Origin of the sequence: Virgibacillus salexigens (assembly GCF_000723585.1) — a bacterium.
Classification (GTDB): domain Bacteria; phylum Bacillota; class Bacilli; order Bacillales; family Amphibacillaceae; genus Virgibacillus; species Virgibacillus salexigens.
This window is the reverse complement of record NZ_CCDP010000002.1, coordinates 348,560-365,527: the sequence shown is the minus strand read 5'-3', so window position 1 is coordinate 365,527 and position 16,968 is coordinate 348,560. Positions and strand designations below refer to the sequence as shown.

Genomic DNA, 16,968 nt, shown 5'->3' with positions numbered 1-16,968 from the left:
TACTAAGGGCAAAACAAAGGAGGTAAATACACATGAAAATAAAATTAGTTAGTATTCTTGCTGTACTTGGTATTGTGCTAATGGGATGTGCCAATACAGATGATAACAACAATAATCCAGACAATGGAGCGGAAGAAAACGCAGAACAAACAAGATATAATAATACTGGCGATGGCATGGCAGGTGACCGTGATTATGAGATGAGAAGAACATCGGAGCGAGATCAGGAAAATAATAATGCTGATCGTTATGATGTTTCAAAAGAAGCAGCTGACAAAATAACCAATGAAATTGATGAAATTGATCGTGCATACGTTGTAACTACGGATAACAACGCTTACGTTGCGGCAGGTCTAGACAAGAATGATGCAAATACCGAGAATAAAAATACAGCAGATAATACGAATACAAATAATACAAACACAAATAATGCGGATAACGGAAATGAAGTTACGGATGCAGTAAAATCAAAAATTAAAGAAATTGTTCAGTCTGTTGATAAAGACATAGATAATGTATATGTCTCAACTAACCCGGATTTTCTTAACTTAACGCAAAATTATGCGGAAGATGTGGATAATGGAGAGCCAGTAGAAGGGTTTTTTGATCAATTCGGTAATATGGTTGAACGCTTATTCCCGCAAAATCGTTAATGATAAACGAGTGGCCCAATTTCAAGGCTACTCGTTTTTTCTTTTAAAAAATAGGAACTTATTATATAATTATACATATAATTCTTACTATCCATAGTGTTTTAGTAAGGATTAATTTATTTTTGGAGCTGAAAAACATGGGGAGAGAGTTTCTATCGATTTTTGATGATTGGGCAAATCAATACGATGACAGTGTGGCAGGGATGGATCCGCAATATGCACGTGTCTTTGCTAACTACAATCATATTTTAGATACAGTGGTTTCCTATACGGAAGGCAGCGTGTTAGAGTTTGGAATAGGGACTGGGAATTTATCTCAAAAGCTCATTGAAGCAGGGCATGAGTTTGTCGGAGTTGAACCATCGTTAGCGATGCGTGAAATTGCTAATAAAAAACTTCCAAATGTCCAAATAGTCGAAGGGGACTTCCTTCACTTTCCAGCTTTCACAGAAAAGGTAGACACCATTGTAAGCACCTATGCGTTTCATCACTTAACGGATACGGAAAAGGAGAGTGCTATTAAACAGTTTTCAGAATTGCTGCCAATAGGTGGAAAAGTAGTATTTGGAGACACCGTGTTCATTACTGAAGAAAAAAAACACAAGGAAATAGATCATGCAAAAAAACATGGTTATATGGATCTTGCAGAAGACCTACAACGGGAGTATTATCCAACAGTAACGGTTTTAAAAAGTATCTTCACCTTGTATAATTTTGATATAGCAATGAAACAAATGAATGACTTCGTTTGGTTAATCGTAGCTACGAAAAAATAGTATATTTCGAAAAGGAGCGGTTATCATGGCAAAAAAAATGAATGTAGAAAGTTTTAATCTTGATCATACAAAAGTGAAGGCACCATATGTTCGTTTAGTTGGCGTTACAGAAGGGGCTAATGGGGATAAAGTATATAAATATGATATTCGGTTTAAACAACCTAATAAGGAACATATGGATATGGATGGATTACACTCCATTGAACATTTAATGGCAGAGAATATCCGTAATCATATGGATAATGTATTAGATATTGGTCCTATGGGATGCCAGACTGGCTTTTATTTATCTATTATGAATCGTGATCAATATGAGGAAGTATTAGAGGCCTTTGAACACACCTTAAACGACGTTCTAGAAGCCCGGGAAGTACCTGCTTGCAATGAGGTACAATGTGGCTGGGCAGCAAATCATAGCTTAGAAGGGGCAAAAAAAATTGCCCAGGAAATGTTAGATCATCGGAACGAATGGCATCAAGTATTCTAAAGGCAGGAGAAATGGATGACAGTTTACAAGTCGATTCAGCATATTATCGGAGATACCCCATTACTTGAGTTAACGAACTTTTCATTACCAAAGGATGTCCATTTATATGCTAAATTAGAGTTTCTAAATCCTGGAGGAAGCATTAAGGATCGATTAGGAGTTGCGTTAATTCAGGATGCCTTAACGAAAGAGAGAATCCATCCAGGTGGTACCATTATTGAACCGACAGCTGGAAATACCGGTATTGGTTTAGCGATTGCGGCAATATCACATAATCTTTCCGTTATCTTATGTGTACCAGAACATTTTAGTACTGAAAAACAAACACTGATGAGAGCTTTAGGAGCAACGATTGTTTCTACTCCTCGGGAATTAGGAATGAAAGGTGCAATACAGAAGGCGGAGCAGTTATTAGGGGAGATACCGAATAGTTACTCTCCACAGCAATTTACTAATGAAGCTAATCCAACTACCTATTATCAAACAATGGCTCCAGAAATTTGGTCAGACTTAGAAGGGAAAGTAGATATATTTGTTGCTGGAGCAGGGTCTGCTGGAACGTTTATGGGAACGACCAGATACATGAAAGAAAGGAATAAACAATTAAAAGCGGTTATTGTAGAGCCAGAAGGTTCAATTATTGGCGGTGGTGAGTCTGGGTCTCATCGGACTGAAGGTATTGGAATGGAATTTTTTCCTGAATATATGGATCATTCCCTGATAGATCTGGTTTATACTGTACCGGATGATAATGCTTTTGATTTAGTTAAAACCTTGGCGGAAAAAGAAGGATTACTCGTTGGGAGTTCTTCTGGTTCTGCAATGTATGCCGCACTGAAGGAAGCAGAGCTTGCCTCTCCAGGCACAACGATTGTGACAGTATTTCCAGATGGAAGTGATCGTTATTTAAGCAAGGATATTTATCCTAGATAAAAGAAAAGAATAAGAAAAGCGGTTTTCAACTCAGCTGCTTTAATGTATGAAGGAGAATCGGAATGCGAAGAAAAACAAAAATGGTTCATGGTGGTATTACTGGTGATAAGCAAACAGGTGCGGTTTCAGTACCTATATATCAAGTAAGTACCTATGAGCAAAACAACGTTGGTCAACATCGCGGATATGAATATTCTCGGACCGGTAATCCTACTCGGAATGCGCTGGAAGAGGTAATTGCTGATTTAGAAAATGGTCAGGCAGGTTTTGCTTTCGGCTCTGGAATGGCAGCAATAACATCAGTAATGATGTTATTTAATACTGGTGACCATGTACTATTAACAGACGATGTTTATGGTGGTTCTTATCGGATGATGACAAATGTATTGAATCGATTTGACTTAAGTCATACATTTGTAGATACAAGTAATCCAAAAAAAGTAGAAGATTCGATAAAACCAAATACAAAGGCTTTGTTTATTGAGACACCTACGAATCCGCTTTTAAAAATTACCGATTTACAGAAAATGGCCGCTATTGCCAAAAAACACGACTTACTCCTTATTGTGGATAATACGTTCGCTACTCCTTATTGGCAATTACCATTAGATTTGGGTGCTGATATAGTATTGCATAGTGCAACGAAATATATAGGTGGGCATAGTGATGTAGTAGCTGGACTTGTAGTTGTTAATTCCGAGAAGCTTGCTGAACAAATTCATTTTATCCAAAACTCTGTGGGAGCAATATTAGGGCCACAAGATGCTTGGCTATTAATGCGAGGGATTAAAACTCTAGGTCTACGCATGGAGGCAATTGAGGCAAATACGAGAAAACTTGTAGCTTTTCTTGAAAGTCATCCACAGGTAACGAAGGTTTATTATCCTGGACTTAAGAAACATCAAGGCCATGAAATAGCAATGCAGCAGGCAAAAGGCTCTGGAGGGATGGTTTCATTTGATGTTGGAAGTAGTAAGGCAGCAGAGACAGTGATTGAAAAAGTAAACTACTTTACTTTGGCAGAAAGTTTGGGAGCGGTAGAAAGTTTGATCTCAGTCCCTGCAAAAATGACACATGCATCGATCCCGAGGGAGCGGAGGCAAGAGCTGGGTATTACAGATGGCTTAATTCGCTTATCCATAGGTATTGAAGATAGTGAAGATTTAATTGAGGATTTGGAACAGGCACTGGAATAGATAGACAAGGCAGCTATTGCTGCCTTTTTTATTATGTCAGCGGTATTGTCCAATAGGTGTTTTGTAAATGTATATGGTAAAATGATACATATTAGAATTTTCAAGTAGGAGGCTTTCGAATGAGTGAAAAAGCGCTCGTGTATTTAAAAAATAATCGAGAACAATTACTAAACAAATTATCAAATTTTTTGGAAATTCCGAGTGTAAGTACGGATCGTGCACATAAAGAAGATATTCATCATGCTGCGGATTTTATCGTTACGTATTTACATGATATTGGCTTCGATTTTGCTGAGAAACAAGCAACTTCGGGTCATCCTCTCGTCTATGGCGAATACAACAGGGCTGGTTCCAATGCGCCAACTGTACTTTTTTATGGCCATTACGATGTACAGCCAGCAGATCCTCTTGAACTATGGGATAGTCATCCATTTCGGCCAGAAGTAAGAGATGGCCGATTATATGCTCGAGGTGCTAGTGATGATAAGGGACAAGTGTTTATGCATCTTGCTGTATTTGAAGCGTATTTGAAAGCGGAGGGGAAGCTCCCGCTGAATGTTAAAGTATGTATAGAGGGAGAAGAAGAAATAGGCAGCGAGAATTTATATGAAGTGCTTCACTCAAAAAAAGAACAATTCGCGGCAGATTTTGCCGTTATATCCGATTCTGGTATGGTCGCTAAGAATCAACCAACCATCTTATATGGATTGAAAGGCTTTACCGGAATCGAAATCAATGTCACTGGCCCGGACCACGATTTACATTCAGGAATGTATGGCGGTGCAATTCGGAATCCATTGATGGCTCTAAGTCATATACTTGCCTCCATGAAGAACGAAGAAGAAGTGATTACCGTCGAGGGTTTTTATGACGGTGTAGAGCCGCTTGCGGAAGAAGAAAAAAAGCTGATTGATCAGGTTCCAGGAGAAAGCTATTCTGAAGCAACAGGAGTTAACGAGACTGCTTCAGAGAAAGGTTACACGGCTAAAGAACATACGATGGGTCGTCCTACATTTGAAGTTAATGGTATGTACGGTGGGTATCAAGGAGAAGGAACAAAAACAATTATTCCTTCAACAGCTACAGCTAAGATTACGTGCCGGTTAGTCCCTGGACAAGATCCTGTTAAAATTCAACAGCTGTTAGAGGAACATGTAATGAATGTTGCCCCTGCAGGAGTTACAGTAGATGTTAAAAAGGAAAAGTTATCTGCGAAAGCTTATAAAGTAGAACCAAACCATCCATTAATTACCAAAGCTGCAACTGCCTACACGAAGGCATTTAATAAAGAGACTGTTTTTGTTAGAATGGGTGGATCCATTCCTGTGGTGGAGTGGATCGAAGCAATCTATCAAATGCCAATTGTATTGTTAGGTTTTGGAACACCAGACGATCGGCTTCATTCGCCAAATGAAAGCTTTCCAATTGATAGTTTTGATAAAGGGATGGAAACCCTTATATATTATTGGAATGAAGTAGGTAATCAATAAAAGCAGGATTATAAATATTTGGGTCCTTTCTCTAGCGGCAAGGACCCTTTTCGTTATTTCCAACTGTAGTTTATTAATGAAAAGGAGGATAACGTATGAAATATGCGGTAGTAACAGGAGTCTCAAGAGGTTTAGGGGAAAGTGTAGCAAAAAAATTTATGAATCAAGGAGTTCATGTTGTTGGTATTTCACGTAATAAATCCTCTAATTTAGAGGCCTATGCATCCGATAAAAAGGTGAATTACACAAATATTAGCTGTGATTTAGGTGATATGGAAGCAGTCAATGAAACAATCGAATCTCTCGCAATGAAACTTACACAAGAGAAACCGACGAGTATCTATTTAGTTAACAATGCCGCAGCAATTGAACCAATTGATCATGCAATGAATATTTCCTCATCTGACTTGGCATATCATTTTCAAGTAAATGTATTAGCACCTATGGCAACTACGAACATATTTTTAAAATATGCGCATGCAGAAAATGTACCGATGATTGGACTTACCGTTACATCAGGTGCAGCGGAAAAGCCATCATATGGATGGAGTGCATATTGCAGTTCAAAAGCTAGTATTAATATGTATACGCAAACCGTCGCGTTAGAGCAAGAAAAGTTAGCAACGAAAAACAAAGTTATTGCATTTAGTCCAGGTATAATGGATACGGCTATGCAAGAAGCAATTCGCTCGAGCTCAAAAGAATCCTTTGCAGCAGTGGAGAAGTTTAAGGAATACAAGGACAAAAACCAATTGAAAAATACAGAGAAGGTTGGTGGAGTGCTTGTAGATATTATGGTTGATGAGTCTAAAATCACGAATGGAAAAATATATCACGTGAACCAATACTTATAATATTTCTTAAAGTTAGGTAGAGAATTTTTTCAAGTTTGATTCCTCGCTAACGAGAAGCCTTTTTGTGTAAACAAATAAGACAAGTAGAGGGGAAGACATTTAGGTGTCAACGCATCGTTCATTCATTACAACAGTGGGAAATGATAGGTAACGCTACTGCTTGCATATTTAGATGGAGCATGTAAAATTTAAAGCCCATATAAGCTAATTTCCCTCCCATTATTTTATCTTTAGCATAAAATGAATTATTCAGTGAAAGAGGAGGCGAAATGCATGAGTGAAGGCGGTTTTGGCTATGGCGGCGGTTTCGCGCTACTTGTAGTATTGTTTATTTTACTAATCATTATTGGTACTGCCTATTCAGATGGTGGTGGCTACGGCGGTGGCTATGGCGGCTGTTGCTAATAAAAAATGCAGGGTTTTCCCCTGCATTTTTTTATTATTTCTAGATATAGTGTTGATGTTTTGCTCGAATTTTTGATTGAATTAGCTTTAATACCAAACCATTGACAAGGACTAAGGCAATCATGATACTAAGAAATGTTAGAAATAGACCATGAATACTAGCTGAATTCCAAATAATTAATACAAGCCCACCAAACATTCCAAAATAGATAAAGAGCGCAATCAAACTAATAAATCTTGATTTAAAGACTTCTTGTTCGTCTGTCCAAGTTAATTTTGGATTGCTGAAGTCCAGATATGTTCCAAAAGTACTTGTTAACCAGCTAGCAATGAACATTAAAATGGCCCAACTTCCAATATATAAGGGAGACAATTGGAATAAAAAACTTCCGATGATTAGCAATAATCCTATCAATATTAAGTTAAGCAGCCAAGCTGTCATTATTTTATAAAACAGTATTTGTTTTATACTTATCGGAAAATACATATGTACAAACCAATTCTTTCCTTCCCTTGAAATGGAAGACAAAGAAGTTGCGTTCGTACCTAGTAAAATAATTGATGCTAAAAACAAAAGTAAAATCGTTTGTTTGCTTGACAAGTTATCAAAAAAGGCAGCAAAAGCTTCATTGGATGAATCCATCAATAGGATAATTAAGATAAAAATCGGACTAAACAAGCTCTGTATCACACATTGCAGTAAAAACGAAGGAGTGCGAAAAATCGTTCGTAATTCTTTTCTTATAAATGAAACCCAAATTGGTCGTTGTGTTATAGCTTTTTTAAATGTATTTTTAGCAACTATTTGCTTTTTCGAATTTCCTGCTCCAAACATTCCTTTTAGATAGGTTTGCTGACCTACCCATAGGAATAAACTGAATAATCCAATTGTAAATGCAATAACAGCAAGTAAACAGAGTATTCCTTCCCATGTTCCAGCCCCAGTTAAGGATTTCGTTTGGAAGTAAGCTGGTGGATAGTATGCAGTAATTTGGTTTAGTAAGCCATCGTTTTTTTGAATGTAATCCGCAAAGTTATTGGTTATCTTATCTGTATCCGTGTTTAGACGGATGAGGACATTTATAAAAATAATAAATGCTAAAGATACAATTCCAGCAATTACTTTTGAACGATCTTTGTTTTTAGCAACATTTACAAAACGCATGACAATCATAAGTATAATGGCTGCAAAACAAAAAGGGACGAACGGCAATAGTATAAAGTTCAAAATCCCATGTATGTAATAGAATATAGAGGCACTGCTCACCCCCCCATAAATGAAGTAAAAAGGAAGAAACAGGAATCCATTCGTTAAATATAAATATAAAAATGGGTTAGTTGCCTTACCTAATAATAATTGATATGGCTGAAAGGGAAAAGGAATGAACGATTGAATATCCTCTGTAAAGTAAAATGTATTCATTATGGTGAAGAAACTCATAAAGAATAGGATTGCATGGATACTAATAAACAGTAACCCAAGAATAACGGTTTCCTGCCCTATCGGCTGTAAGGATTCGAAAAGAACTGTAACAATACTCCTAATTAACCCAATATATAAGAACACAAATGGAATACAAAAGATAAATGCAATTAATAAAATCCACATTTGCGAATGGCTCTTACCAGCTTTCGAGTATTGCATTTTTAGCATGATCCGCATTAAAAGCCAGGTTTTACTCATCATTTGTCAACTCCAAAAATACATTTTCGAGTGATTGATCGGTTTGATATTCTTTATGTAATTGGTCCATATCACCATAGAAGAGCAGTTCCCCATTATTAATAATCGCAACTACATCACATATCTGCTCTACAACTTCTAGTCCATGACTTGAAAAGAAGACAGTATTTCCTTTGTCAGCATGTTGACGCATCAAGTCTTTTAGTACATATGCGGACTTTGGATCTAGTCCTGTTAATGGTTCGTCTAGGATCCAAATAGCAGGTTCATGTAGTAATACGCCACTAATAATGATTTTCTGACGCATTCCATGTGAATAATTTAGGATATAATCATGTAGTGATTTATCAATTTGAAATTGCTTTGTAAGCTTTTCGATTCGTTGTTGTCTTAACTGTTCAGGTACCTCATAAATATCACCGATAAAATTTAAATATTCGATTCCTCTTAATCGTAGGAACATGTCTGGTTGGTCAGGAACATAACCGAATAATTTTTTTGCTTCAATCGGATGGTGGTTAATGTTGTATCCATTTAAAGTAATACTTCCTTCGTCAATAGGCAGAATCCCAGTTATCATTTTGATGGTAGTAGATTTCCCTGCTCCATTAGGGCCGAGAAAGCCAACGATTTTTCCATCTGGGACAGTAAACGAAAGGTTGTCAATGGCACGGCTATTGCCAGGAAAACCTTTACGAATATTTGTTAATTCAATCATGATTACGCCTCATTTCTAATTGCTTTTATGAATAGATTAAACTATGGTACACTTTATGTTGGGTATTGTTTCTTTCATGTACGTTAAAGCTATTCTAACATATATATATTGGAGATTTTGTATGAAGAGAGGAAGTATTAGATGATAACGAGAAAAAGTAAACGAGAGATTGAAAAAATGCAGGCAGCAGGAGATATTCTTGTTAACTGTCATAAAGAAATTGCCAAAATAATTAAACCTGGTATTACTACAATGGAGATAAACGAGTTTACGGAGAACTTTTTAAAAGAACATGGGGCAACACCTGAGCAGAAAGGTTATAATGGATATCCTTATGCAATTTGTGCATCAATTAATGATGAAATCTGCCATGGTTTCCCTCGAGAAGAAAAGTTAGAAGATGGAGATATTGTTACTATCGATATGGTTGTTAATTTAGATGGTGGTTTAGCAGACTCAGCCTGGACGTACGCGGTTGGGAATGTAGATGAAAAAGGTCTTCGATTAATGAAGGTAACCAAAACCGCACTTGATAAAGGTGTGGAACAGGCGCAAGCGGGAAACCGCCTAGGAGATATTGGGCATGCCATTCAACAATATGCTGAAGGAGAAGGTTTTTCAGTAGTACGTGATTTTACTGGTCATGGAATCGGACCGACACTTCATGAAGATCCACATATTCCCCATTTTGGACTGCCTAATAAAGGCTTACGTCTCAAAGAGGGAATGGTGATAACCATTGAACCAATGATTAATGAAGGATCTTGGCACAGTCAAATGGATCGTAATAATTGGACGGCTAGAACAATTGACGAAGGGCGTTCTGCACAATACGAACATACCATTGTTATTACGAAAGAAGGGCCATTACTACTTACAGATCAGGATAAATAATTTTGTAGGATAGGAAAAGGCAGTTCGGAGAGCATCTTTTACTCCAAACTGCCTTTTTTTTATATTTTTTTTGATTTTGTTTCAAATGATTTACCACTGAAGATCATCGTAATTATTGGACTTAATAGACAGAAGAAGGCAAACGGTAAATAAGTTAAAACTGGAACACCTAGAACATCTGCGATAAATACACCACATACGCTCCAGGGAACGAGTGGATTGATAACCGTTCCTGCATCTTCAAGCGTACGAGATAATACTTTTTTAGGCAATTTTGACTTTGCATAAACTGTTTTAAATGTTTCACCAGTAAGCATGATAGAAAGGTATTGTTCCCCAATCAATACATTTACACCTATTGCTGTGGCTGCTGTGGAAACAATAATAGATCGAATATTTCTTAATTTCTCCTGTAATGCAGTTAAAAGACTTGGGATAATCCCTGTAACAAATAATAGGCCGCCAAAGCCTAAGGCTAGAATAACAAGTGAAATTGTAAAAAGCATACTGTTAATTCCGCCTTTTGTTAATAGTTCATTAACAGGCTCGAAATTTGTAGATGCTGAATAGCCATTAAACCAAATTCCCCATATTTCACTTAAGGCTAGTCCACTTGTAAAAGCTGCGAAAATCGTAGCAAATAAACTACTTATTGCAATCGATATAAACGCTGGTATTCGAAAGTACGTACATATAATTAAGACCATAAGTGGTAGCCAGGAAGTCCAATGGATGAGGCCCGTTTCTGCTAAAGCTTGTTGATAAGCTTCCCCATTCTGCATCCCCACCGTTTCATTTGGTGACAGAAGGGCAAAAAGTATAAACGAAATAATAAACGCCGGTATTGTTGTCAAACTGATATGCTTAATGTGATCAAACAGATCAACACCGACAACTGTAGAAGCGAGGTTAGTTGTATCCGATAATGGGGACATTTTGTCACCGAAGAATGCCCCGGAGACAATTGCTCCTGCAGTAATAGCTATAGAGGCATCTAATGCACTCCCCATACCAATAAAAGCAACACCTATTGTCGCCGTTGTAGTTAAAGAACTTCCCATTGATACACCAATGATAGAAGTGATGGCGAATACAATCGCATAAAACCAAGTACCACCGATAAAAGAAAAACCAAGATTAATTAAAGCAGGTATCGTTCCACTTATCATCCAGCTGCTGATTAAGATACCAATAAGAAAGAATAAGAATACTGCACCCATGCCTGTTCGCGCACCTTCAATTAATCCATTCTGAAGGTCTTGAAAAGATATTTTTTTGATTATCCCATATGCCATTAGTATGAAAATACCAAGTAAAATTGGAATATGAGGATTGGTTCCCAATTTAATAATAAAATAGCTTATAAGAGCTATAATGACAACGAAAAAGATAATGGATTCTGATAATGACGGACGGTGTTTAGGTTGAATTGGAAACATCGATTTTCCTCCTTCATGTATTAGATATAAATAGAGAACTTTTTCTAAAAAATGGTTGGCTTTTTAACTCCGGTATTCTCATTGAGCGATTTAACAACAATGGAATGCTTCAGAATAGATAAGTGACTTATTCTGCAAACAATGTAAAAGGAACTAAAATAAAAAAAGCTTCGCCCCTATAGGGACGAAGCTTTCTCCGCGTTACCACCCTGATTGCTGGAAAAATATTACCAGCCTCTCGTTATCTTATGACCTATTACAAAGAATGTGTAATTCAATAGTTTTCCTGCCAGAGTTTTCACCAAGCACTCTGTCTCTCGTTACTGCTCAGAAGCTATTTACTATGCATTCTAAGGTCTTCACTATATTATTTTAAAGATTAATATTGAATATAACTGGGAAATTCCAATTTGTCAACATGAAAAATGGGGAATTGAATCTTTTTAAAATTGATAATATAGGATATAATTACAGGAATTATATAAGGGAGGGAAGGTCTTGAACATAAAAGCTGCAGACGGAAGAACAAACGGAACCATTGATATCATTCAAAAAGGATTAGCAAAAGGCTTCCCTATTATGGTTGGGTATTTACCAATAGCCTTAACGTACGGTGTATTGGCTAAACAAGCCGGAATGTCAATTACAGAGTTAACATTAATGAGTGTGCTTGTATTTGCTGGAGCAAGTCAATTTATGGGAGCAAATATGATAGCGGTCGGTGCGGGTGCAGTAGAAATAATTATTGCAACCTTTGTACTTAATTTCAGGCATTTTGTAATGAGCCTTTCTTTTATGAATCGATTAAGGGGGATGGATATAAGATGGAAACTTCCTATGTCTATGGGGTTAACGGATGAAACCTTTGCTGTCACTTCTCTTCATCCGGAAGAGGCGAATAAGGATAAAGGGGCATTATTCTATACAACCATCATTTTAACTGCCTATTTATCATGGGTATTTGGATCTTTTGCTGGTGGTATTTTAGGGGAAGTCATTCCTGAAAAATTGAGTCAAAGTATGGGGATTGCCCTTTATGCCATGTTTATTGGTTTACTAGTTCCTTCTGTGAAAAAAGATAAACGGGTAGCCGTGATTGCAATTTTAGCTATGTTAATTAATGGATTATGTCTGCAATTAGGCTTAGGCACTGGATGGTCCATTGTGTTTGGAACGATAATTGGCGGGATGAGCGGGATATTCTTATGGAAGGAGGAGCGCTGATGATTTTGCTAATTATTATCGGTATGGCAATGGTGACCATGCTACCACGAATGGTTCCTGCCTTTATAGTAGATAAATTACAATTTAGAGATTGGGTGAATCGTTGGTTGAATGCCATTCCTTATGCAGCGCTAGGCGCTCTTATTTTTCCAGGAATTATGTCCGTTAAGCCAGAGCAACCATTAATAGGGGTTATCGGTGGAGTTGTTGCAATTATCCTGGCATATATCGGTGTTAATGTTATATTGGTTGTTGCTGCAGCAATTACAACTGTGTTTTTATTGACTTAATGAAATGCCAAACGCATGAGTTTAGACTACTCATGCGTTAGTTTTTTGTTACATAGGGTTCAATGTGAATATGCGCCCTTGAAATACTATGTTTCTTATATAGATAATTTTCGAGACGTTCTGTAATTGCGTGGCTTTCTTCTACATTGAGATTAGGATCTACTAGGATCGTAATATCGATGAATGCTTGGTTTCCATGTATTCTTCCCTTAATTTCTACAAGCTTTCTTACGTCAGGGTCTTTTTCGATAGTTTTACTTATTTTTTCGATTTGTTTTTCGTCAAAACCATCCGTCAACGTATGTGTAGAATCTTTAAAGATGCCCCACGCTGTTTTGCAAATGATTAGCCCCACAATTAGTCCAGCCAGTGGATCGAGCCAATAAATACCAAATTGAGCACCAATAATACCAATAAATGCTCCGATACTAACCAGCGCATCGGATCGATTATCTTGGGCAGCTGCATAAAGGGAGCTGCTTTGTATTTTTTTGGAAAGTCGTAAATTATAGAAATAGACAGCAAACATAACGATAGCTGCGATTAACGCTGTCCATGCAGTTATCATATTAGGTTGAGCATAGCTTCCGCTTAGGACTGTCTTGCATGTTTCAATTATAACTTGAATACCTACAAACATCATAATAAAAGCTGCAAATAAGGAGGCAATTGTTTCTGCCCGGAAATGTCCGTAGTGATGATCTTCATCGGGTGGTTTCCGAGAAATCTTTAATCCGATTAGAACAGCAATTGATGCAATGACATCAGTTGTATTATTTAAACCGTCTGCTCGTAAGGCGTCTGAGTTTCCAGACGATGCTATGGTTAATTTTCCAATAGCTAAGCTAATATAAGCGAAAATACTTATCCATGCACCTTTTTCACCTTTTTTTAAGTTATCTGAGTAATTCATCATGTAAAGGGCCTCCATCTAACAGCCTTATTTGTACTTAAACAGTCTACCAAAGCGTGCTATGGTAAGTCTAGAGAAACAATAAAGCGTTGAGCAATATGTATTGAGTGGAGGTAAGGATGTTTCGTTAGGTAAAAATTACTTAAAAAGAATTTAACTTTTCTTGCTTTTACCTATTGCAATTATTCTAAAAATTTAAGATAATAGTAAAAAGGAACAAGGGGGAAGTGTTCCATGAAAAAGCAGAAGACAGTTTATCAGTTTTATCGGTATAGTGGAAAAGGAATTAAAGCTAAACGAGAAATTCCGTTTGAGCTAAGGTTTTCCTCCCGGCTGCTTTTAGATGAATTATGCTTTAATTATAATAAAGCATTTTTGGAGGAACGAATAAATCGTTCCATTGATGAAGGTAACGAGGATAGCTTTTTGAAATTAAGTGAGCATTATAGACACTTTATTTGGGAATAAGCATTAACAGATATAGTGCCTTGCCTATCTGGTAAGGTGCTTTTTTTAGTGTATGGATAGGACTTTTTACATAACGGTACGCTTATGATAAATCAGTACACCTGTTTTTAAACTTTTTGTAAAGTAGTTCTTGATTGTACCTTAATTTGATATTCTTAAGATAAACAGGGGGGGATTTTATGAGGAAGATAACGAGAAGCTGGGTACTGTACGATTTTGGTAATTCTGCTTTTGCTACAACGATCATGGCGGCTGTACTTCCTGTCTTTTACTATGATGTCGCTGCAGTTGGCGTCGATGAAAATTTAGCTGCCAGCTTTTGGGGGTATTCTCAATCGATTGCAGTGTTAATCGTAGCAATACTTGCACCAATATTAGGTGCCATTAGTGATTATTCGGCAGCAAAGAAAAAATTTCTACGGTTTTTCGCTTACATGGGGATGTTAGCAAGCATTTTATTAGCCTTTGTTGGAGAAGGGGACTATCTATTTGCTTCATTATTATTAATTATAGGTACGATAGGCTTTTCTGGTGGTAATGTATTTTATGATGCATTCTTACCAGAGATTGCCAAAGAAGAAGAAATTGATAAAGTTTCCTCAGCAGGATTTGCTTGGGGATATATTGGCGGCGGCTTATTATTAGCTATAAATATTTTAATGATTTTAAAATATGAATGGTTCGGCTTAGCTAATGCAACCATAGCTAGTCAGGTTTCATTTGCAACAGTTGGTCTATGGTGGTTTTTGTTCTCACTACCGCTTTTTCGAAATATCAAGGAGGAGAAAAAGCAGCGAGTGAATCGTGAAAGGTCGTATGCGGCAATTGGTTTTTCACGCGTTGCTTCAACTATAAAAGATTTAAAGCACTATAAGCAATTATTAATTTTCCTACTTGCTTTTTGGATGTATAATGATGGCATTTCAACAATAATTAAGATGGCAACCATCTATGGAAGAGATATAGGAATTGACGGGAATAGTTTAATTGCAGCATTGCTGATTACTCAATTTGTTGGTATTCCTTGTACCTTTTTCTTTGGATGGCTGGCAACAAAAATAAGTGCAAAGAAAGCTCTAAGTCTCTCCTTATATATTTATATAGGAATCGTTATATTAGGGTATTTTATGACATCCGCCATTCATTTTTACTTATTAGCAATATGTGTTGGAATGGTCCAAGGTGGGGCTCAATCACTTAGTCGTTCTATATTCGGCAGGATGGTTCCTGAAAATAAACATGCTGAATTCTATGGATTCTACGGAATTTCCTCAAAGTTTGCAGCGATATTTGGTCCATTTTTATTTGCATTTGTCGGGCAGTTGACTGGATCAAGCAGGTTAGGGATTATTTCGTTAGTCGTATTTTTTGTTGGAGGCATTTTATTATTAAAGTTTGTTGATATAGACAAAGGTATAGAGGATGCCCAAAGACAAACAGCGGTGAATGAGAAAATTAATATTATCTCAAAATAAATAAAGCGCTTGAAATGTAACGATAACATTAGAGAATAGACATAGTTAAGACCCCGAACCTCTTTGTCGAGATTCGGGGTCTAGTTATTCAGAGCGTGTTTATCCCCTCAGGCACTTCCTAGTTGTGAGTAACATCTGTTTATGTTATACAATCGGTTCACTGTATCTATTTTCTAATTCTAAGTGAAGTGATTTACCGGTATCATAAGAGATATTGCCAATCTGTCCAGTTAATTTTGTCAAAAGCGATTCGTTGCTTGAATTCCAATACTCGTTAACAGTTGTTAATATTTCTATGGCTTCAACCTTTGCTTGGTGATAGAGGTCAAGAAAACTGTGTGTACAAGGTTTGTTCGTCGCAGGATGAAACCAGGTTGTATTGTGTAAATTAAGATAGTCTTTCTCATCTCTAATCGGTTGATGAGAGTAGGAAGCAATGGTTGATTTTAGAAGTGCATTTTTCCATCCATATGGGTCCGCTAACAGCTTTAATGCAAATTTCATATCACGGTATGATTTTTGAATATATCGTGTGGTACTAAAATTGAATTCTGGAAAATACTTTGTAACCAATCGATGAAGAAGATGACGAATATCTTCATCAATCGAAATACCAACATCAATTTCTTTATAGACAGGAGTTTTCCATGTCTTAAGGTTTTGGTATTTTTCCATCATCAATGTATCTATAAACACTTCTAATTTTTGATGTTTGCTGCCTTCATATCCTGCACGATAATGGATATAAGGATGCGTGTTGCGGTCTAATATATGGTGGGTGATGAATCCAAAAACATAAGCTTTTACGCTTCCATTCAACGTACTAGCCGCTTTAATTAAATCGATTAAAAAATCTCCACAGTATCGTGTGTGCAGTGCAGTGCCAACTTTTTGAACAGACTCATCTTTTAACCATGGCCAAAATTTATAATAGAAAAAGGGATCAGGCCCTTGTGCACCAAGTTTCATGATTGTCTCATGGTTAGAAATTGTTTTTGTCTGTGTTATCTCATCAACAATTTCTTCACAAAAAAGAATATGTGTCCAAATATTAGGCATAACGAAATCC

The 16,968-nt window shown here is 36.8% G+C and carries 18 protein-coding genes; 13 read left to right on the top strand and 5 right to left on the bottom strand.

The genetic code is table 11. From position 1 onward, the window contains the following. Positions 1–32: 32 nt before the first annotated feature. From BN990_RS14675 to BN990_RS22025, 8 genes are all read left to right on the top strand, one after another. Positions 33–653 carry a YhcN/YlaJ family sporulation lipoprotein gene (locus BN990_RS14675; protein ID WP_021292169.1) on the top strand — a complete coding sequence of 207 codons (621 nt, stop codon included), beginning with the start codon at positions 33–35 and terminating at the stop codon, positions 651–653. Between the two features lie 137 nt (positions 654–790). Next, the gene (locus BN990_RS14670; protein WP_021292170.1) at positions 791–1,429 is read left to right on the top strand and encodes a class I SAM-dependent DNA methyltransferase; all 639 of its coding nucleotides are present in this window, start codon (positions 791–793) and stop codon (positions 1,427–1,429) included. Between the two features lie 25 nt (positions 1,430–1,454). After that, positions 1,455–1,916, top strand: a complete 462-nt coding sequence (locus BN990_RS14665; RefSeq protein ID WP_021292171.1) for an S-ribosylhomocysteine lyase — start codon at positions 1,455–1,457, stop codon at positions 1,914–1,916. A 15-nt stretch (positions 1,917–1,931) separates the two neighbouring features. Then, on the top strand, positions 1,932–2,849 hold the full coding sequence (locus tag BN990_RS14660) for a PLP-dependent cysteine synthase family protein (protein ID WP_021292172.1): 918 nt from the start codon (positions 1,932–1,934) through the stop codon (positions 2,847–2,849). Positions 2,850–2,911: 62 nt separating this feature from the next. Beyond that, positions 2,912–4,045 (top strand): bifunctional cystathionine gamma-lyase/homocysteine desulfhydrase, encoded by a 1,134-nt coding sequence (locus BN990_RS14655; RefSeq protein WP_021292173.1) that lies wholly within the window; start codon positions 2,912–2,914, stop codon positions 4,043–4,045. A 119-nt stretch (positions 4,046–4,164) separates the two neighbouring features. Further along, the gene (locus BN990_RS14650) at positions 4,165–5,535 is read left to right on the top strand and encodes a dipeptidase (RefSeq protein WP_021292174.1); all 1,371 of its coding nucleotides are present in this window, start codon (positions 4,165–4,167) and stop codon (positions 5,533–5,535) included. 95 nt (positions 5,536–5,630) lie between these two features. After that, positions 5,631–6,389, top strand: coding sequence for a (S)-benzoin forming benzil reductase (locus tag BN990_RS14645; protein ID WP_038245666.1), 759 nt, complete (start codon positions 5,631–5,633; stop codon positions 6,387–6,389). 273 nt (positions 6,390–6,662) lie between these two features. Further along, positions 6,663–6,794, top strand: a complete 132-nt coding sequence (locus BN990_RS22025; RefSeq protein WP_021292176.1) for a YjcZ family sporulation protein — start codon at positions 6,663–6,665, stop codon at positions 6,792–6,794. Between the two features lie 40 nt (positions 6,795–6,834). Here BN990_RS22025 and BN990_RS14640 read toward each other — a convergent pair whose 3' ends face one another. Then, a complete protein-coding gene (locus tag BN990_RS14640; protein WP_074436701.1) occupies positions 6,835–8,478 on the bottom strand; it encodes a putative ABC transporter permease subunit in 1,644 nt (547 codons plus the stop codon). Next, positions 8,471–9,196: an ABC transporter ATP-binding protein gene (locus BN990_RS14635; protein ID WP_021292178.1), complete on the bottom strand. Its 726-nt coding sequence runs from the start codon at positions 9,194–9,196 to the stop codon at positions 8,471–8,473. The genes BN990_RS14640 and BN990_RS14635 overlap by 8 nt, the downstream gene beginning before the upstream one ends. 141 nt (positions 9,197–9,337) lie before the next feature. Between BN990_RS14635 and map the strand changes: the two genes are divergently transcribed. Then, the gene (gene map / locus BN990_RS14630; protein ID WP_021292179.1) at positions 9,338–10,090 is read left to right on the top strand and encodes a type I methionyl aminopeptidase; all 753 of its coding nucleotides are present in this window, start codon (positions 9,338–9,340) and stop codon (positions 10,088–10,090) included. A 59-nt stretch (positions 10,091–10,149) separates the two neighbouring features. Here the strand turns inward: map and nhaC are convergent, their stop codons facing one another. Then, positions 10,150–11,529, bottom strand: coding sequence for a Na+/H+ antiporter NhaC (nhaC, locus tag BN990_RS14625; RefSeq protein WP_021292180.1), 1,380 nt, complete (start codon positions 11,527–11,529; stop codon positions 10,150–10,152). A 504-nt stretch (positions 11,530–12,033) separates the two neighbouring features. Here nhaC and BN990_RS14620 point away from each other — a divergent pair. Then, on the top strand, positions 12,034–12,753 hold the full coding sequence (locus BN990_RS14620; RefSeq protein ID WP_038246046.1) for an AzlC family ABC transporter permease: 720 nt from the start codon (positions 12,034–12,036) through the stop codon (positions 12,751–12,753). Further along, on the top strand, positions 12,753–13,043 hold the full coding sequence (locus tag BN990_RS14615; protein WP_021292182.1) for an AzlD domain-containing protein: 291 nt from the start codon (positions 12,753–12,755) through the stop codon (positions 13,041–13,043). The genes BN990_RS14620 and BN990_RS14615 overlap by 1 nt, the downstream gene beginning before the upstream one ends. Positions 13,044–13,080: 37 nt before the next feature. Here the strand turns inward: BN990_RS14615 and BN990_RS14610 are convergent, their stop codons facing one another. Next, positions 13,081–13,956 (bottom strand): cation diffusion facilitator family transporter, encoded by an 876-nt coding sequence (locus BN990_RS14610; protein WP_031335764.1) that lies wholly within the window; start codon positions 13,954–13,956, stop codon positions 13,081–13,083. 234 nt (positions 13,957–14,190) lie between these two features. Here BN990_RS14610 and BN990_RS14605 point away from each other — a divergent pair, with 234 nt between their 5' ends. Both BN990_RS14605 and BN990_RS14600 read left to right on the top strand, forming a co-directional pair. After that, entirely contained in the window at positions 14,191–14,424 is a 234-nt protein-coding gene (locus BN990_RS14605; RefSeq protein ID WP_021292184.1) for an IDEAL domain-containing protein, read from the top strand. Positions 14,425–14,603: 179 nt separating this feature from the next. Continuing rightward, entirely contained in the window at positions 14,604–15,899 is a 1,296-nt protein-coding gene (locus BN990_RS14600) for an MFS transporter (protein WP_021292185.1), read from the top strand. A gap of 144 nt (positions 15,900–16,043) precedes the next feature. On the opposite strand, the gene BN990_RS14595 is transcribed toward BN990_RS14600, so the two are convergent. After that, positions 16,044–16,958, bottom strand: a complete 915-nt coding sequence (locus BN990_RS14595; RefSeq protein WP_021292186.1) for a zinc dependent phospholipase C family protein — start codon at positions 16,956–16,958, stop codon at positions 16,044–16,046. Positions 16,959–16,968 lie beyond the last annotated feature (10 nt).